The organism is Leucobacter luti (assembly GCF_019464495.1).
Classification (GTDB): Bacteria; Actinomycetota; Actinomycetes; order Actinomycetales; family Microbacteriaceae; genus Leucobacter; species Leucobacter luti_A.
This window is the reverse complement of sequence record NZ_CP080492.1, coordinates 608,028-626,381: the sequence shown is the minus strand read 5'-3', so window position 1 is coordinate 626,381 and position 18,354 is coordinate 608,028. Positions and strand designations below refer to the sequence as shown.

Genomic DNA, 18,354 nt, shown 5'->3' with positions numbered 1-18,354 from the left:
CTCATGGGCCGCACGGGCGCTCAATCAGAGAGTCGAAGTGGATTTGCAGTAGCCGCGGGGCCAAGAATGAGTGAGGGCCTCGGATCGAATGTGATCCGAGGCCCTCACCGGAGGTGGCTTATGCGTCGACCAGATAGCGGCTGTATGCCGGTACCGTGAGGAATGTCGGGAAGTCATCTCCCAGTGCTACGTCTGCGAACAGCTCTGCCGCATCATCGTAGCGATCGCCTGCGAAGCGTGCGAACCCAGCGATGGCCTCGCGCATCAGCTCACCCACCCACTCCCGGGTGATGCGCGTGCCCTCTGCGGTGGACTGATCCTGGTGGATCCACTGCCAGATCTGCGAGCGGCTGATCTCTGCGGTCGCCGCGTCCTCCATCAGGTTGTCGATGGCGACCGCGCCATTGCCTCGCAGCCACGCCTCGATGTAGCGCAAGCCGATCGAGACATTTTCGCGTACTCCGGCCTCGGTGATGTCGCGACCGATGTGCACATCGAGCAGTTGAGCAGCGGTGACCTCAACATCATCACGCTGGCGATCCACCTGATTCGGACGATCGCCGAGCACAGCGTCGAACTCCGCCTGTGCCACGCTGATCAGATCGGGGTGTGCGACCCACGTGCCGTCGAAACCGTCTCCTGCCTCACGCTGCTTGTCGGCGCGCACCTTCTCCTCTGCCCGGGCGGTCACTTCAGCATCGCGGCGATTCGGAATGAATGCACTCATCCCGCCAATCGCGTGAGCTCCACGCTTGTGGCACGTCTTCACGAGTAGCTCGGTGTACGCACGCATGAACGGAACCGTCATCGTCACTTCGCTGCGATCCGGGAGAACGAAACGGGCACCACGGCCACGGTAGTTCTTGATGATCGAGAAGATGTAGTCCCAGCGGCCAGCGTTCAGCCCGGCGATGTGATCGCGCATCACATAGAGGATCTCCTCCATCTCAAACGCGGCAGGCAGCGTCTCGATGAGGACGGTTGCGCGGATCGTCCCGTGGGGGAGCCCCAGCTCCTGCTCGGTGAACGTGAAGATGTCGTCCCACAGCTTCGCCTCTTCGCTCGACTCGAGCTTGGCGATGTAGAAGTAGGGGCCGCGGCCGCGTGCGACGAGCTCACGCGCATTGTGGAACGCATAGAGGCCGAAGTCGACGAGACTGCCAGAAGCCGCCCCGGACTGCCCCTGGCTGTCCACGAAGCGCATGTGCTTCTCGACCAGGTGCCAGCCGCGCGGCCGCATCACGATCGTCGGGGTGTGCTCCGCGGTGACGCGGTACTCCTTGCCCTCCGGGCTCGTGTACTCCAGCTGTTCCCGAATAGCGTCAAACAGTGACAGCTGGCCGCCGATGACGTTCGCCCACGTGGGGCTCGTCGCGTCCTCCTGATCCGCCAGCCACACGCGAGCGCCGGAGTTCATTGCATTGACGGTCATCTTCGGATCGGTGGGCCCAGTGATCTCCACGCGTCGGTCCTCAAGCCCCGGCCCTGCCCCTGCGACCTGCCAGTTCGCGTCCTCGCGGATCTGGCGGGTGTCCTCGCGGAACTTCGGGTCGCGGCCATTGCCGATCTCGTAGCGGCGACGCTGCCGGTCAGCGAGCCGCTCGTGGCGAGTGCTCGCGAAGCGATCGTGCAGCTTTGTGAGGAACGTGAGTGCCTCGGCGGTGAGGATCTCCTCGCTGCGTGAGAACGGGCGGCCGGTGACCTCGATGCGGGGGCCGAAAGCTGAGGGGGTGGCGGTCTGCGACTGCTGCGGGGCCGCCTGCGTGGTGGTCATGATGAGTCCTTACGTGAAAGGTGCGGGAGGGGTTCCTGCGGTGTAATTCCATCTTGGACCCGGGAGAAGCGCACAAACCGGCATATGTGGGGGTGAAGATTCGCGATATTTCTGCTTGTCGGAAGAATCGTGCTCTGGCAGGATGAGTGACATGACTCTCGTGACTTCTGATCTGACCGCAACTGCCAGCGCGGTTGGTGGTGCCGACGCTGACGTCGAAGACGGGGGAGACGCCCTCACCCTGGGGCGCAGGGTGCGCGAACACCGCATTCAGCGCGGCATGACGCTGGAGCAGCTCGCCGCGGCGGTCGACCGCGCTCCCTCGCAGCTTTCCGCAATTGAGAACGGCAAGCGAGAGCCTCGACTGCCGCTGCTACGTGCGCTCGCCGCAGCGCTCGGGGTGACTGTGGACGAGCTTCTGATCGACGAGGCGCCGAGCGAGCGCGCAGCGCTCGAGATCGCCGTCGAGCGCGCGCAACGAGGGACGGTCTTCGGGTCGCTCGGGATCCAGCCGATCCGCGTCTCCAAGGCCACGAGCGATGAGACGCTGAAGGCGTTGCTCGGACTGCACCAGGAAGTGGAGCGCCTGCACCGCGAGCGTGCGGCAACCCCGGAGGAGGCGCGGCGGGCGAACACCGAGCTGCGCGCGGAGATGCGCGTAGCGGGAAATTACTACCCTGAACTCGAGCGCGCAGCGCAGCAGCTGCTCGACAGCGTCGGCTACACCGGTGGGCCGGTCTCGCAGCAGACGATCGCCAACGTGGCTGAGAAGCTCGGCTTCAGCCTGCACTATGTCTCGGACATGCCCCACTCGACGCGCTCGGTGATCGACCGCCGCAACGGACGCATCTACTTGGGGAGCAATCTCCCATCGCGAGATGCCCGTGCTCCGATCCTGCGCGCGCTTGCCAGCCTGGTGTGCGGACACGAGGAACCGCGCAACTATGCTGACTTCCTCCGCCAGCGTGTCGAGGCGAACTATCTCGCAGGCGCCGTGCTGCTGCCCGAGGGCGCCGCAGTGGATCTGCTTGCCGACGCGAAGAAGCAGCGACAGATCTCGATGGAGGATCTGCGCGACGCATTCGGGGTCTCCTATGAGATGGCGGCACACCGGTTTACAAACCTCGCGACCGAACGACTCGGGCTGCAAGTGCACTTCATGAAGGCGCACGAGTCAGGCACGCTGATCAAGGCGTATGAGAACGACGGTGTGCGCTTCCCGTCTGACGCGCTGGGCAACTTCGAGGGTGCGATGGTGTGCCGCAACTGGACAGCGCGCACCGTGTTCGCACAGTCTGATCGCTTCAACCCCTGGTACCAGTACACCGACATGTCTGCTGGCGGCACGTACTGGTGCACCTCACGGGTTGAGAAAGCGAAAGAGGGCTGGTACTCCGTCAGTGTGGGCGTGCGGTTCGAAGACGTGAAGTGGTTCCGCGGCCGCGAGACGACTCATCGATCGAAGTCATTCTGCCCGGATGATCGTTGCTGCAGGCAAGCGTCGAGCGAACTCACCGCGAAGTGGGCCGCAGCGGCTTGGCCAGAGGCAGCGACACCGACGAGTTTGCTCGCAGCGCTCCCGACCGGCACGTTCCCCGGCGTCGACTCAAACGAGGTGTACGCGTTTTTGGAACAGAACGAGCGCCGCGGATAGTCGCAGGCGTGGCGCGGGATGCACGGGAAATGCACAGTTGTGTGCAGTGCGTGTCAAACCGGAGTGAAATTGTGAAGCGGAGCTCCTGATTCGCTCCAGCAGGGTGCGAGCGGATGCCTCGCTGCGATAGCGTAGAGCTATTGAGCCAGCTGGCTCGCCGAAGCCCCGAGAGCAGGAGTGGGTGAGCACGTGAACACCGAGAATCACGCCCGTCGCGCCGACAACACCGAAGTGCGTGCAACGCAGCAGTTCCGCGATGACCTCGGGGCTATGATCCGCAGCCGTGCAACAGACCTCGCGATCGATGAGCGCGACGCCGTCGAAGCGCTGCCGTCCGGTGCTGCGCTGCTCGTGGTCCGCCGTGGGCCTGATCAGGGAGCGCGCTTCCTACTGGATCAGGATGTCACCGTGGCCGGGAGGCACCCCGCTGTCAGCATCTTCCTTGATGATGTCACTGTTTCGCGGCGGCACGCCGAGTTCCGTCGCACAGGAACTGCCTTTACGGTGTCGGACCTCGGCTCGCTGAACGGCACGTTCTGCGATGGCTCACGTATCACTGGCGAAGTGCCGCTCGAAGACGGTGTCGAGGTGCAGGTGGGCAAGTTCCGCTTCACGTTCTTCGCTTCGCGCTTCGATCTGGCGGAAGGCGCCTAGCGTGACGGGCGCGGTGGCCCGTCAGCACACCAGCGGTCTCCTGAGCATCGGGCAGGTGCTCGCCCGACTGCAGGATGACTTCACTGACCTGTCGCCGTCGAAGCTCCGCTTCCTCGAAGAGCAGGGGCTCGTGACCCCTGAGCGCACGAAGTCCGGGTACCGCAAGTTTTCGCAGGCGCACATCGAGCGCCTCCGGCTGATCCTGACGCTGCAGCGTGACCACTACCTGCCGCTAAAGGTCATTGCTGAAGTGCTCGAAGAACTCGATCAGGGCCGCGATCCGATCATTCCCGGTGCCGCGCCACGCAGTGCGTCGAGCATTCTCGCTCCGAAACGCGTACTGAGTAGCGAGGAGCTGTGCCGCTCGACCGGGGCGAATGTCCGCTTCCTCGGTGAGGCGATTGCCGCGGGGTTGCTGCCGGCTGCAGAGGTGTTCCCGCACGATGCTGTGGCGCAGCTCACCGCGCTGATGCGGCTCGCGGAGCGCGGCATCACACCGCGGCACTTGCGCTCCCTGCGCCTGGCAGCTGAGCGCGAGGCCGAATTGATCGCGCGCGCGGTGTCAACTCGCGGCGTGAAGCAGGGCACTCCGGCCGGCGCAGAGGACGCGCTGGAGTTTGCTGGCTACCTCGACACGGTGCGCTCCGGCGTGTTGCGTCGGCGTGTTTCCGGAGCCTGATTTGGGCGCCTGAATCTGGGTAAATCCGCACCAATTCAACCTTCAAGTTCAACTTGAGAGCGACACGGCGAAAATCAGGTCCGCAGGTCGTTGCACGGGGGAGTGTCGGTCGGTACCGTTGACAGGAGTTCGGCGCACTGCGCCACCGAGATAGGAGCACAATGAAGGACACGCAGCACCCGTCAGGGGAAGACGGTTCTTCAGCTCCTTTTGGGGAGTCGCTCGATGCTGAGCTGCTCTTTGATGACGGGCTTCCCCGGCCGAATCAGGACGGCGGATTCAAGGGTGCAACTGCCGCTCGTGCAGCAGGCATCAGCTATCGCCAGCTCGACTACTGGGCTCGCACAGGCCTCGTCGAGCCGACAGTCCGCGGTGCGGCAGGCTCCGGCTCACAGCGGCTCTACGGCTTCCGGGACATTCTCGTGCTCAAGCTCGTGAAGCGCCTGCTTGATACAGGGATCTCGCTCCAGCAGATCCGTACGGCAGTCGCGCAGTTGCATGAGGCAGGCGTCCACGATCTTTCCCAGACGACGCTTATGAGCGATGGCGCGAGCGTTTATCTGTGCACCTCGAGTGATGAGGTCATCGACCTCGTCAGTCGCGGACAGGGCGTGTTCGGCATTGCCGTCGGCAAAGTGCTCCGTGAAGTTGAGACCTCGCTCGTCGACATGGACGAGCACCGCGTGCAGTCCAGCGAGGTCGATGAACTCGCCGTTCGTCGCAAGACCCGCAAGATCTCCTAGTCGATCAGAGCTAAAAGGGGCCTCAGCGTTGCGCTGAGGCCCCTTTTGGGCATCCTGCGCCGCGTCTCGTGAGGGAGCGGGCGGGTGCGGTGCTCGTCGTGCGGGAGATCCGAGGCCGTGCGGGAGATCCGAGGTCGTGCAGGAGATTCGAGGTCGTGCAGGGCGATGCCGTCGAGAGCATCCTGCGTGAGCTCGAATCTCCTGCACGAGCGCGAAGGCGCGCTGGCGCCTGAACGTGACGGTGTGCGGCTTCGGCTCCCGGCTGTGGGCGTCTCCCTCAGTGTTGCACGCGGCGTCGGAGCGGGGCCGGGGCAGGGGTGCCGACGGGGTGAACCTGCTGTGCTGGCCGACGAGTATTCGACTTCGTGCAGGAAATCCGAGGTTGTGCAGGGCGATGCCGTCGAGAGCATCCTGCGCGAGCTCGAATCTCCTGCACGAGCGCGACGCCGCGCTGGCGCCTGAACGTGACGGTGTGCGGCTTTGGCTCCCGGCTGTGGGCGTCTCTCTCGGTGGTGCACGCGGCGTCAGATCGGGGCCGGGGCCGGGGCGCCAAAGGGGTGAACCTGCTGTGCTAGCCGACTGCGTGTTGACTTCACGCAGGAGATTCCACGCCCTGCAGGGAGATGTCGTCGGGAGCATCCTGCCCGAGCTCGAATCTCCTGCACGAGCGCGAAGGCGCGCTGGCGCCTGAACGTGATGGTGTGCGCTCGTGTGGGCGTGCCAGAACGCACAAGATTCGGGCGGCCAGGTGGGACTGTAGAATGTCTTGCTGCCTCACGCACTGCCCAGCGGATCCGTGCAGTGTCGTGCTGACTGGTCCACTGCATAAGTGATGCGTACAGCACCCTGCGGGCTCACGCAACGCCGGGCCGCAGAGCGTCCTGCCGGCTCAAACAACGCCCTGCCGGCTCAAACAACGCCCTGCTGGCCCGCGCAGCGTGCAGCGCCCGGGGACCAGGGGAGGGGAAGGGGCCTAGTCGGTGACGGTGGTGGCCTGTGTCGGCGCACTCGCCGCGCGATCGGCCTCCATGCCGGCTGAGCGGAGGACACGATCGAGGATCGTGTCGAAGTTCGCGGCCATTTCCTGCGACGGCTCGCCCGGCCACATGTGCACCGGCTTCGCGGCGCCCTGCGCCTGCTGGAGTGACGGACGCTCAGGCAGCTGTGGGGTGAGCACCAGCGGGCCGAACATCTCGCGCAGCTCACGGATCCGGAACTGGTGCTCCATCGACTGAGGCTGGGTGCGATTGATCAGGATGCCAAGCGGCTGCAGTCGCGGGCTCACACCGCGGCGGATTTCCTCGATGGCGCGCAGCGCGCGGTCGGTCGCTGCGACAGCGAACAGGCTGGGTTCAGCGACGACGAGCACGCGGTCACTAGCGGCCCACGCGGTGCGCGTGAGGGCGTTCAGGGACGGCGCGCAGTCGATGAGCACAAGATCATATTCGGACTCGACTACGGCAAGCGCTTCTTCGAGCTTCCAGATGTCGCGCGCGGACGGGTGCGGGCCGTCAAAGTTGATCGAGGAGGGGCTGCCAACCATCAGGTCGATGGTGCCGCCCTCGTGGTAATCGTTCCAGCCGCTGTGCGCAATCGCGGCGCGCACCGTTTTCTCCTTGGGGCTCTCCAAGACATCGGCGACGTTAAGGAAGCCCTCGGGGCTGACTGCCAGTCCAGTGGAGACGTCCGACTGCGGGTCGAAGTCCACGACGAGGGTCCGCAGACCGCGTGAAAACGCAGCCGAAGCGAGACCGAGGGTCACGGTGGTCTTGCCTACGCCGCCCTTGAGGGAGCTCACACTCAATACATGCACACCCCGAGTTTAGTGGATGTGGGCTGGAGGGTTGCTAGTCCGAATACGAAGTGTTCGCGCAGAACGGAAGAACTGCCGTCCAACCGGGCGATTTTGCTCGGCGCACAAAACAGCGGCCGGTGTGCCACGCAGGAATACTCCCGCGTGGCACACCGGCCGCTGGGCGCGTACTACGCGCTGCGCTGCCTGCGGCGAGAGGCGAGCACGAGCGCGCCTCCCAGCAACAGTGTCGCGCCGAGCGCGGCCCCGACGAGCGGCAGGGTGCCGCCGGTCGTAGCGAGTCCGCGTGCCTGAAGCAGAATCGGGCCCCAGCCGATCACGCTGCCATCTGCGTTCGCGATCACAAGCCGGTGAGGGCCGGTTGCGGCATCATTCGGCATCGTGATCTGAACGTAGCCCTGTGCATTCACGGTGAGTGTGCTCAGGTGGCGTGGCGTCGAGAAGAGCCAGGCCTCAACGGACTTCCCTGCGTGCTCGGTGCCCACACCGACGCTGAAGCGCTGGCCTGGGGCGACCGTGCCAGGGAAGGTGATCGCGCCCTTCAGCGCATCAGTGAGCGCCGATTCTGCTGGCGCGATCGGGCGCCACTGCCCGGCTCCGTGCTGGGCTCCGTCGTGCCGGGATCGGTGGATCCTGGGTCTGTCGTGCCTGGCTCGGTGCTGGGGTCGGTGCCTGGATCCGTGCCAGGGTCGGCCCCCGGATCAGTGCTGGGATCCGTGCCCGGATCCGTGCCCGGATCAGTACCTGGATCCGTGCCCGGATCTGATCCCGGGTCGGTGCCCGGCTCAGTGCCCGGGTCGGTGCCGGGCTCAGTGCCAGGATCCACCTTGGCAGGCTGCACAGCCACTGTGGGGTCGCTCGTCACGGTGACCGGGAGGAACTGGTCCTTGGCGCCTGTCACGGTCACCGTCACCGTCTTGCCCTCGGCTGAGGCCGGGATATCGAAGGTCTCGGCCGTGGCGTCTGCCACGGTGGTGCCGTCGATCGCCCATTCGTAGCTGAAGGAGGTGCCCTCCGGCCAGCCGGCGGTGCCCGCAGTGAGTGTTTCGCCCACGCGAGCGTCGCCGCTGATCGTCGGCGCGGGAGCCGGGGCCAGCTCGTACTCCGTCACGTCGAGCGACGTTGAGCACTCAGTGCAGGTGCCACCGAGCGTTGCGACCTGTGCAGCGGCGTCGATCGTGCCGCCAGACGCGGTGTCAGACACCACGGCCTTGAGTGTTACTGCGGCAGCGGCGCCGGGCGCCGTTGCCGGAACCGCCCAGCTCAGCGTGGTGCCATCGAGCGTGACGCTCTCGGGCAGCGGGGTCGCGAGCGTTGCGCTGGCGAGCAGCGAGGTGGCGTCAACGGTGATCACGGAGGTCGCGAGCGGCACCTTGCCCGTGTTCGTCGCCGTCAGTGAGTACACGATTTCGTCGCCGCGCTTTGCAGGCTCGGTGCGCTCGGGCGTCGTGAGGCTCGCGGTGAGCTTCTCGGGCCAGGCCGGCTTCGCGGGGGTCATGATCCACGCGTTCCAGAAGGCGGTCAGGTCGTGACCCGAGAGCTCCTCCGCGAGTGCCTTGAGCTCTGCGCCCGAAACGCTGAGGCCGCCGTAGCGGGCCTGCCACTCGGGAACGAGCTTGAAGAACGCCTCGTCACCGATGGAGATCTTGAGCGCCTCCCAGAACTGCGCGCTGCGCGTGTAGGTCTGGTAGCCGTATAGCTCGGCGGAGTTGTTCTGCAAGCCCGGAGCAATCGTCCAGTCAGGGGAGTTCGCGGCCTTGCTGTTCCACGAGTTGAAGTAGGTCTGCTCGGTGGAAGCGCCGGTGCCGAAGCCAGCCTGGCTGTTGTAGTGCGTCGGCCCCCAGGTGGCCATGCCCTCACCGATCCAGATGTCGGTCCAGGTCGACGGCGCCACATTGTCGCCGTACCACTGGTGAATCAGCTCGTGAATGAGCGTGTTGCCACCGACCGAGCTCGCGGATGGGAAGAATGAACGATCCTGCGTCTCGAGCGCGTAGTTGATCGCTGAGGGCACGGTGTCGACGACCACACCCGTGCTATTGCCCGGATACGGCCCGTAGACCTTTTCCAGGTTCTGCGTGATGGTCTGCAACTGCGCAAGCCGGTTGGTTACCGTTGTCTTGTTCGCTACCGACAGTGTTGAATCGATGAATGACCAGCTGGGGATGGTGCGACCATCGCTGAGCACTATGGAGCTCTCGATTACGTCGTAGCGGCCGATTCCGATGATTGCGAGCTCGGAGGCCATCTGCTTGTCCTGGCGCCACACCCAGGTGGTGCGCGAGCCGTCAGCTGACGGTGTGCGCGACTTCAGCTCGCCGTTGCTGACGGCGGCGGCGGGCGCCGCTCCGGTGCCGTTGGCGGCCGAATGCGTCGACGGGATGTCGATCGTGAAGGTGTATGTCGCCTTGTCTGCCGGCGTGTTGTTGTGCGGGTAGCCCGCCATCATGCCGATGGGCTGGCCGAGCAGCATCGCGCCGTCACTGGTGCGGCTCCACCCCTCGGCTGCGCCGTCGAGGTCGATGTGCGTGACGGGCACACCGTGGTACTTGATCGTGGTCGTAAAGTCCCCGGAAACCGGGGTCGCCGGTGTGATCACGAGCTTGTACTTGATCGCAGCGGCATCAATGTCGCGAGTCCACGTGGCAGGCTGGCCGTTGACCGTGATCGAGTCAATCTCCATGCCCTCGAAGTCGAGGGAGAATGTGCGCAGCGGCTGTGCTGCGCGCGCGGTCATCGTCGTGGTGGCAGCCCCCATGCTGCCGGCGACGAGGTTCGTGGTTTGCTGAGCGTCTGGCGTCCACGCCAGCGAAACGTCGTAGTCGAGTGCGTCGTAGCCGCCGTTGCCGACGTTCGGGAAGACGCTGTCTCCCGAAGTCTGCGGGCCGTCGATGGCGTCATCGGCGAATGCGGCGGTGGCCGGCAGCATCAGCATGCTGGCGGCGAGGGCGAGTGTTGCGGTGGTGGCGACGTGGCGGCGAGCGCGCACACCACCTCCCGGTCTGGTGACGGTCATTGGTTCCTTCGGCATTGTGAGACGGACGAAAGGTGCCCGGCGGTGTCAACAGCGACAGAACGCACAGGTAGCGATAACTGTATTCCGGCACTGTTACAGGCGGAAGTCCCAGTTCTGCCTGCGCGTATGCACCCCTCAAGACGGTGCCTGGAGGCGCGCGCAATCGTATGTGCCTCTGCGCGATACGTTTCCATGTATCTTGATATCGAACGATTCGCGCGGTCTGGGCAACCGGCGTTGGCCTAATACAGAGGAGTGTTTCTGCATGTTCACGAAGGTTTTGGTTGCCAATCGTGGTGAAATCGCGATTCGCGCGTTTCGCGCGGCGCACGAGCTGGGAGCGCTGACGGTCGCGGTTTTTCCCTACGAAGATCGGAATTCGCTGCACCGGCTCAAGGCTGATGAGGCATACCTCATTGGTGAGGTTGGGCACCCTGTCCGGGCGTACCTGGACGTCGCCGAGATCATCCGCGTTGCACTCGAGTGTGGCGCAGACGCCATTTACCCGGGCTATGGGTTCCTCTCTGAAAATCCAGAGCTCGCGGCAGCGGCAGCGGCGAATGGCATTCGGTTCATTGGGCCGGGCAAGACCGCGCTGGAGATGGCTGGGAACAAAGTGGCCGCGAAAGAACACGCGATCGCTGCTGGAGTGCCGGTGCTGCGCTCCACTCCGCCCTCACAGGACATTGAGGCGCTCGTCGCAGGCGGCGCAGAGATCGGCTACCCGCTGTTCGCCAAGGCCGTAGCTGGTGGCGGCGGGCGCGGGATGCGCCGCGTTGAGCGGCCGGAGGATCTGCGCGATGCGCTGGAAGCGGCGATGCGCGAGGCCGAATCGGCGTTCGGTGACGCCACGATGTTCATCGAGCAGGCTGTGCTGCGCCCGCGCCACATCGAAGTGCAGATCCTCGCGGATGCCACAGGTGGCACGGTCCACCTCTACGAGCGCGACTGCTCAGTGCAGCGCCGCCACCAGAAAGTGGTTGAGATCGCACCGGCCCCCAACCTCTCAGAGGCGAAGCGTGCGGAACTGACGCGCGACGCGATCGCGTTCGCCAAATCCATTGGCTACGAAAACGCCGGCACTGTGGAGTTTCTGCTCGATACCGAGGGCGACCGTGCTGGCGAGCATGTGTTCATCGAGATGAACCCTCGAATCCAGGTCGAGCACACGGTGACCGAAGAGGTCACCGACGTCGACCTCGTGCGCGCGCAGATGCGGATCGCGGCCGGCGCCACGCTCGAGGAGCTTGAACTCACGCAGGACAAGATCCAGCTCCGCGGCGCGGCCTTGCAGTGCCGGATCACCACAGAGGATCCCGCGAACGGGTTCCGCCCCGACCTCGGCCGGATCACTGCCTACCGCTCACCGGGTGGCGGCGGCGTGCGCCTCGACGGCGGCACGATCAACGCCGGCGCGCAGATCAGCCCGCACTTCGATTCGATGCTCGCGAAGCTCACCTGCCGCGGACGCACCTTCGAGGACGCTGTGGTGCGCGCCCGCCGCGCGCTCGCCGAATTCCGGATCCGTGGTGTCGCGACGAACATCCCGTTCCTGCAGGCCGTGCTCGCGGATCCCGCGTTCCAGGCAGGCGATGTTGCCACCTCGTTCATCGAGGAGCGGCCAGAGCTGCTCAATATGAACAAGCCGAAGGACCGCGCCACCCGCCTGCTGCAGCATGTCGCGAACGTCACCGTGAATCAGCCGAATGGCGTGCGCCCGAACGGGATCGATCCAGCGGCGAAGCTCCCGGCCGTAGACCTGTCGCAGCCAGCGCCTGCCGGTCAGCGCAGCCGCCTGCTCGAGCTTGGCCCGGAGGGCTTCGCACAGTCGCTGCGCGCACAGACCGCGCTCGCCGTGACGGAGACCACGTTCCGCGACGCGCACCAGTCGCTGCTCGCGACCCGCGTGCGCACGAAGGATCTGGCGCGCGTTGCGCCGCACGTTGCGCGCCTGACGCCGCAGCTGTGGTCGGTCGAGGCCTGGGGCGGGGCAACGTATGACGTCGCACTGCGATTCCTCGGTGAAGATCCGTGGGAGCGCTTGGCGACGCTGCGCGAAACGCTCGGAGATATCCCGATCCAGATGTTGCTGCGCGGCCAAAACACTGTGGGCTACACGCCGTACCCGGCGAACGTCGCCAGCGCGTTCGTGCGCGAGGCTGCGGCCACTGGCGTTGACGTCTTCCGGATTTTCGACGCACTCAACGACGTGAACCAGATGCGCGTCGCGATCGATGCGGTGCGCGAAACCGGCACGGCGGTCGCCGAAGTCGCGATGGCGTACACCGGCAACCTGCTTTCACCTGCTGAAGACAAATACACGCTCGACTACTACCTCGGCCTCGCCGAGCAGATTGTCGACGCTGGTGCGCATGTGCTCGCGATCAAGGACATGGCCGGCCTCTTGCGCCCGGCCGCTGCGGCGAAACTCGTCACCGCTTTGCGCGAGCGCTTCGATCTGCCGGTGCACCTGCACACTCACGACACGCCTGGCGGGCAGCTCGCGACGCTGCTCGCAGCATCCGCTGCAGGCGTCGACGCGGTGGACGTCGCATCGGCCCCGATGTCTGGCACGACGAGCCAGCCGTCACTCTCCGCGCTCGTCGCGGCACTCGCGGACACCGAGCGCGACACCGGTCTCGACGCAGACGCGGTGTTCGCACTTGAGCCGTACTGGGATGCCGTGCGCGCTGTCTACAAGCCGTTCGAGTCGGGCCTGCCGTCGCCGACAGGGCGCGTATACACGCACGAGATCCCCGGGGGCCAGCTTTCGAACCTGCGCCAGCAGGCGATTGCGCTGGGGCTCGCGAACGACTTCGAGAAGATCGAAGACATGTACGCTGCGGCGAATACGATGCTGGGCCGGATCCCGAAAGTGACGCCCTCGTCGAAAGTGGTGGGCGATCTCGCTCTCCACCTTGCGGCCGTCGACGCCGATCCGGCTGATTTTGAAGCGCACCCTGAGAACTACGACATCCCCGATTCGGTCGTCGGGTTCCTCGCGGGCGAGCTGGGGGAGATCCCCGGCGGGTGGCCTGAGCCGTTCCGATCGAAGGTGCTTGCCGGTCGTACGGTGAACATCGAGGTTGCGCCGGTCACGGAGGAGGACGCCGCGCTGCTGGCTGGCGAGAGCCTGGAGCGGCGCCAGACGCTGAATCGCTTGCTGTTCCCAGCGCCGACGCGGCAGTTCGAGCAGGATCGCGAACAGTTTGGCGATCTCTCCGTGCTCGACACAGCCGACTATCTGTACGGGCTGGAGGCGGGCACGGAACGCGCGATTGATCTCGCGAAGGGCGTGCGGCTCTACGTCGGACTCGAAGCAATTGGCGAGGCTGATGGCAAGGGCGTGCGCACGGTCATGGTGCGCGTCAACGGCCAGCTGCGCCAAGTGTTCGTCAAGGACGAGAGTGTGGCGGTCTCGACCCCAGTCGCCGAGAAAGCTGACCGCACTGTTCCCGGACAAGTGTCTGCGCCGTTCTCCGGCACGGTCACGGTCAAGGTGGCCGTAGGTGACACCGTCGAGACCGGACAACCGATTGCCGTGATCGAGGCGATGAAGATGGAGGCCGCGATCACAGCCCCCACCAGTGGCACGGTCGAACGGATCGTGTTCACCGGCACTCGCGGGCTTGAGGCAGGCGATCTGATCGTCGTCATCGCCTAGGATTGACGAGTGGCAGTACGAGAGATCCGCCTGTTTGGCGACCCAGCCCTTCGCACAGTGTGCGACCCCATCACCGACATTGATGAGGGGGTGCGTGCGCTCGTTGAAGACCTCTGCGATACGGTGGCTTTCGACGGGCGCGCGGGGTTGGCTGCCACGCAGATCGGACACTTGCAGCGCGCGTTCTCGCTGAACATTGATGGCGAGGTCAGCTATGTGCTGAACCCGGAGTTGGTCGCGCTCGAGGGAGAACCGGTACCCACCGGTGAGGGCTGTCTCTCGGTGCCAGACCTCTGGTTCCCGGTGCTGCGCTACCCTCGAGCAACGGTGCGGGGGATTAACCTCGACGGAGACGAGATCGAGATCTCAGGTGAGGGCCTGCTCGCGCAGGCACTGCAGCACGAGTGTGATCATCTCGACGGCAAGCTCTACATCAACCGTCTCGATCGTGAGGCGCGCGGAGAGGCCATGCGCCAGATCCGCACGTCAAGCTGGTTCTAGCGGCCCTGCGGGGTGACTGAACGGGAAGTCGAGCGGCGAGGGCAGCCCACTACGGTGTGACCGTGCGGTATTTTCCGTCAGTCTCGAACACGGAACCGTCCTCACGGGTGATCTTGATGTCAACGTCGAGATCTTTTCCTGCGAGGAAGAGACGCTCGTATTCTTCCGCCTGCTCCGCGTATTCGCGCAGCTGCTCAGCGTTCTCCGCAGAGGGCGGCACAAAGCGGGCCGCGCTGCGCAGATCGGTGAGCATATAGAGGAATGCCGCGAAGTAGTCGGGATCGACGTTCGCGCCATCAGGCACAAGCTCGCGAATGCTGCCGTCTCTGCTCGCCGCGAGGTACTGATCGTACATGCCGATGACGTACTCGGCGTCGCGGGTGGCTTGAGCCGCCGCCGTGCCCTCCGTCGCGTCAGCGCCCGGGTCTGTATCGCTCGGATCCCGCGGTGTGCCCGGCGCCGTGGGCGCTGAAGAGACGTGCGGTGATGAGGAGAGCGCATCTGAGAGTGCGCCGCTGATCAGACGGAGCCCAACGAACCCCCCAACGAGAAGCAGGAGGAGGAGTGCACTGATGCCGACAATGAGCCCGATCGCCCAGCCGGGAAGCCCGCGCTGCGGCGTGGTCACTGCACGGTCCCTCGTGTCTCGACCTGGGAATGCGTCACAGTGGTCCTCCTTGCAGTGTTGCTTCCGGCGCAACCGCCGGCCAGCGCCCACGATACCAGCGCCCAGGCACGGGCAGCTCGGCGGACGGCAGCGGCGCTCAGTCTGCTGCACCGGTCCACGCGCGTGGGAAAGGGCCCCGGTGGTGCGCGCAGGGCATGCGAGCTTCTGCGTGCTGCACCGCCCGCCGGTGATGTCTCTGGGCCTACTGCCGTGGGAAATCGGTGAACGTGCGCGAGTATTCCCCAGCATCGAGGTGCGTCACCAGGGAACGACCAGGGGTGTCCAGTCTGAACGTGCCCACCTCGGAAGTTGACCCAACGCGAGCTGAGCCCCGCTGGAACAGGGGGAGGCGCAGCCTAGGGACCGGAACTGTCGCTTCGTGCACTCTGTGGCCCCCGGGAGTTCCGGAGGCCACAGGATGCACGAAGATTACGCCTGCGTGTTCACGAGCTCCGTCTGCGGGTTGGGGCCGTAGAGCTTCGCGATCTCGCCGGCGAAGTCGCGGAGGATAGCATCACGCCTGATGCTCATCTTCGGAGTCAGGTGCCCGTTCGCCTCGATGAACTCCGTCGGCAGGATCACAAACTTGCGAATCGATTCGGCGCGGGAGACGTACTTGTTCCCGCCATCGATCGCACTCTGCACCTCGGCAAGCACCTTCGGATTCCGGACGGCTTCCTCGAGCGACATGGATGGATCCTCGCCCTGATTGTTCAGCCACGCCGGGAGCATCTCTGGATCGAGCGTCACGAGCGCCGAGATGAAGGGTTTCTGGTCGCCGACTACCACGACCTGGCCGATGATCGTATTGGCACGGATGGGATCCTCGAGCGCGGCAGGCGAGACGTTCTTCCCGCCAGCGGTCACGATGATCTCCTTTTTGCGGCCGGTGATCGTGAGGTAGCCGTCGTCATCGAGGCTTCCGAGGTCTCCGGTGCGGAAGAACCCGTCGTCGGTGAACGCCGCACGCGTCGCCGTTGGGTTGTTCCAGTACTCCTTGAACACGTCGATGCCCTTGATCTCGACTTCGCCGTCGTCTCCGATCCGGATGGTGTGTCCCGGCAGCGCAGGGCCGACGGTACCGATCTTGAACTTGTCTGGCAGATTCACCGAGACCGGGGCGGTTGTTTCTGTCAGGCCATAGCCTTCGAGGATCTTCACTCCGAGGCTGCGGTAAAAGTGGCCAAGGTAGTGGCTGAGCGGTGCCGATCCGGACACCGCGTAGCGGACGTTGCCGCCCAGCTTTTCACGCAGCTTCGCGTACACGAGTTTATCGAATACCTTGAATTTCAGCCCGAGCATGAACGGCACCTTGCCGGTGTCGAGCGCCTCGGAGTGCTCCACGGCGACCTTGGCAGCGGTGCGGAAGATCTTTCCCTTGCCATCGGCCGCAGTGCTTTGTTCCGCGGAGTTGTAGACCTTCTCAAATACGCGCGGCACGGCGAGCAAGAAGGTGGGCTTGAACGACCCGAGCGACGGGAGCAGCTGAGTGGTGTCGGGCTGGTGGCCCACACGAACGCCAGCGTGCACGGCGAGCACGGAGATGAATCGAGCGAACACGTGCGCCAGGGTCACGAACAGGAGCGTGGAGGCACCCGGCTGCACGACCTCGTCGAGCGCGCTGCCAGCGTTGCGGGCGAGATCGACGAAGTTTGAGTGAGTGAGCACGCAGCCGCGCGGGCGGCCCGTCGAGCCCGAGGTGTAGATCAGCGTCGCCATGTCGCTGCCAACTGCGAGACTGCGGCGACGCTCGATTTCCTCATCTGAAATCTCTGCTCCGCCAGCGCTGAGCGCATCGATCGCACCCTCGTCGAGGCGCCAATCAAGCTCCAACGCCGGGAGGTCGCTCCGCACTTCAGCGACGCGGGCCGCGTGTTCAGCGGACTCCGTGATGATGGCGCGGGCACCCGAGTCCTCGAGAATCCAATGGATCTGCAGCGGCGAAGACGTCTCGTAGACCGGGACCATAACGGCCCCGGCGTAGTGGAGGGCGAAATCCACGAGCGTCCATGGGTAGCTCGTCTTGCAGATGAGCGCGACCCGGTCACCGGGTTCCACGCCTGCGGCGGCCAAGCCTTTCGCGAGCGTGATCACCTGCCTCCGGAACTCGGTTGCGCTAATGTCGCGCCATCCGTCCCCGACCGGGACCGAGAACAATGGGCGGTCTGGTGTCGCAGCAACACGCTGTTCCAGCAGGTCCGAAATGTTGTCCTCGGGGACGGGGGGAATCAGAATGGGCGTATGAGACTGTTTCACGGCAGCTCCCTTGATACCTCGTACAGGCCTTCACGGTGTGCGGCATCCCTCTGCCGCAACTTCACGTATTCAGCCTATACGCATACCCGTGGCGGACCCTGAGTCGGCTATTGTGGTGAGCGTCGAGAGGAAACCACCGACTGTGCTCTACTGGATATTTAAACACCTGATCATCGGGCCGTTATTGAAAACGCTCTATCGCCCGTGGGTGGAGGGTGCCGAGAATATTCCGGCCACTGGGCCCGTAATTCTTGTGGGAAATCACCTCTCCGTCGTTGACTCCTTTTTTCTTCCAGTCATGATTGATCGGCGCGTCTACTTCCTGGCGAAGAGCGATTACTTCACCGGCAAAGGGCTCAAAGGGTGGATCGTGAAGACCTTTATGACGGCCGTGGGGCAGCTCCCCATTGACCGTTCGGGCGGGAAAGCCTCAGAAGCCTCGCTCAACACGGCGCTCGGAGTGCTCGATCGTGGTGAGGTGCTCGGCATCTACCCCGAGGGCACGAGAAGCCCTGATGCGCGTCTCTACCGCGGACGCACGGGTGTTGCGCGCATGGTGCTGGAGTCGGGGGCCGTCGTGGTCCCTGTTGTGATGATCGACACCGAGAAAGCGATGCCGATCGGGGCAAAAATTCCGAAGATTCGGCGCATCGGCACGGTCGTCGGGAAGCCGCTCGACTTCACCCGTTTCGCTGGCATGAGTGCCGATCGCTTCGTGTTGCGGAGTGTGACAGACGAGATCATGCTGGAGATTCAGAAGCTCAGCGGCCAGCGCTACGCAGACGTTTACGCGTCAAGCGTGCGCGCCAAAGCGTAGCGCCACACACGCGGGCGTAGCGCCACACACACGCGAATGTGACGGCCTCGGTGTGCGTTCCAACGACGCCGAGAAGCGCGGGTGTGTTCGCCCTGCGCGTGCGGGCCGGATAAGTG

The 18,354-nt window shown here is 64.8% G+C and carries 13 protein-coding genes; 7 read left to right on the top strand and 6 right to left on the bottom strand.

Features of this window, described 5'->3' with window-relative positions; all coding sequences use genetic code 11:
* Positions 1-118: 118 nt before the first annotated feature.
* Complete coding sequence (gene aceB, locus K1X41_RS02870) at positions 119-1,774, bottom strand: malate synthase A (protein WP_133616823.1); 1,656 nt, start codon at positions 1,772-1,774, stop codon at positions 119-121.
* A gap of 151 nt (positions 1,775-1,925) precedes the next feature.
* Here aceB and K1X41_RS02865 point away from each other — a divergent pair, with 151 nt between their 5' ends.
* The 4 genes from K1X41_RS02865 to K1X41_RS02850 all read left to right on the top strand — a co-directional run bounded on the left by K1X41_RS02865 (position 1,926) and on the right by K1X41_RS02850 (position 5,504).
* Entirely contained in the window at positions 1,926-3,428 is a 1,503-nt protein-coding gene (locus tag K1X41_RS02865; protein ID WP_132203801.1) for a helix-turn-helix domain-containing protein, read from the top strand.
* A gap of 189 nt (positions 3,429-3,617) precedes the next feature.
* The gene (locus K1X41_RS02860) at positions 3,618-4,082 is read left to right on the top strand and encodes an FHA domain-containing protein (protein ID WP_243642848.1); all 465 of its coding nucleotides are present in this window, start codon (positions 3,618-3,620) and stop codon (positions 4,080-4,082) included.
* A gap of 1 nt (position 4,083) precedes the next feature.
* Entirely contained in the window at positions 4,084-4,761 is a 678-nt protein-coding gene (gene ftsR / locus K1X41_RS02855; RefSeq protein ID WP_258566617.1) for a transcriptional regulator FtsR, read from the top strand.
* Between the two features lie 161 nt (positions 4,762-4,922).
* Complete coding sequence (locus K1X41_RS02850; protein WP_243642846.1) at positions 4,923-5,504, top strand: MerR family transcriptional regulator; 582 nt, start codon at positions 4,923-4,925, stop codon at positions 5,502-5,504.
* Between the two features lie 973 nt (positions 5,505-6,477).
* Here the strand turns inward: K1X41_RS02850 and K1X41_RS02845 are convergent.
* The 3 genes from K1X41_RS02845 to K1X41_RS02835 form a co-directional block, all read right to left on the bottom strand.
* Entirely contained in the window at positions 6,478-7,317 is an 840-nt protein-coding gene (locus K1X41_RS02845) for a ParA family protein (RefSeq protein ID WP_132203797.1), read from the bottom strand.
* 170 nt (positions 7,318-7,487) lie between these two features.
* Positions 7,488-7,802: an LPXTG cell wall anchor domain-containing protein gene (locus K1X41_RS02840; RefSeq protein ID WP_220175271.1), complete on the bottom strand. Its 315-nt coding sequence runs from the start codon at positions 7,800-7,802 to the stop codon at positions 7,488-7,490.
* A gap of 56 nt (positions 7,803-7,858) precedes the next feature.
* A complete protein-coding gene (locus K1X41_RS02835) occupies positions 7,859-10,333 on the bottom strand; it encodes a M1 family aminopeptidase (RefSeq protein ID WP_220175270.1) in 2,475 nt (824 codons plus the stop codon).
* A gap of 265 nt (positions 10,334-10,598) precedes the next feature.
* On the opposite strand from K1X41_RS02835, the gene K1X41_RS02830 reads away from it, so the two are divergent.
* The gene (locus tag K1X41_RS02830; RefSeq protein WP_220175269.1) at positions 10,599-13,997 is read left to right on the top strand and encodes a pyruvate carboxylase; all 3,399 of its coding nucleotides are present in this window, start codon (positions 10,599-10,601) and stop codon (positions 13,995-13,997) included.
* Positions 13,998-14,006: 9 nt separating this feature from the next.
* Complete coding sequence (gene def / locus K1X41_RS02825; protein WP_132203791.1) at positions 14,007-14,498, top strand: peptide deformylase; 492 nt, start codon at positions 14,007-14,009, stop codon at positions 14,496-14,498.
* A gap of 49 nt (positions 14,499-14,547) precedes the next feature.
* Here def and K1X41_RS02820 read toward each other — a convergent pair whose 3' ends face one another.
* A complete protein-coding gene (locus K1X41_RS02820) occupies positions 14,548-15,126 on the bottom strand; it encodes a hypothetical protein (RefSeq protein WP_132203789.1) in 579 nt (192 codons plus the stop codon).
* Between the two features lie 468 nt (positions 15,127-15,594).
* A complete protein-coding gene (locus tag K1X41_RS02815; protein ID WP_220175268.1) occupies positions 15,595-17,421 on the bottom strand; it encodes an AMP-dependent synthetase/ligase in 1,827 nt (608 codons plus the stop codon).
* Positions 17,422-17,563: 142 nt separating this feature from the next.
* On the opposite strand from K1X41_RS02815, the gene K1X41_RS02810 reads away from it, so the two are divergent.
* On the top strand, positions 17,564-18,238 hold the full coding sequence (locus K1X41_RS02810; protein ID WP_132204117.1) for a lysophospholipid acyltransferase family protein: 675 nt from the start codon (positions 17,564-17,566) through the stop codon (positions 18,236-18,238).
* Positions 18,239-18,354: the final 116 nt, after the last annotated feature.

Bases quoted from the DNA above. Each gene is read 5' to 3' on its own strand.
- K1X41_RS02850 (WP_243642846.1), top strand. From the start codon at position 4,923: ATGAAGGACACGCAGCACCCGTCAGGGGAAGACGGTTCTTCAGCTCCT.
- aceB (WP_133616823.1), bottom strand. From the start codon at position 1,774: ATGACCACCACGCAGGCGGCCCCGCAGCAGTCGCAGACCGCCACCCCC.
- K1X41_RS02830 (WP_220175269.1), top strand. From the start codon at position 10,599: ATGTTCACGAAGGTTTTGGTTGCCAATCGTGGTGAAATCGCGATTCGC.
- K1X41_RS02865 (WP_132203801.1), top strand. From the start codon at position 1,926: ATGACTCTCGTGACTTCTGATCTGACCGCAACTGCCAGCGCGGTTGGT.
- K1X41_RS02835 (WP_220175270.1), bottom strand. From the start codon at position 10,333: ATGACCGTCACCAGACCGGGAGGTGGTGTGCGCGCTCGCCGCCACGTC.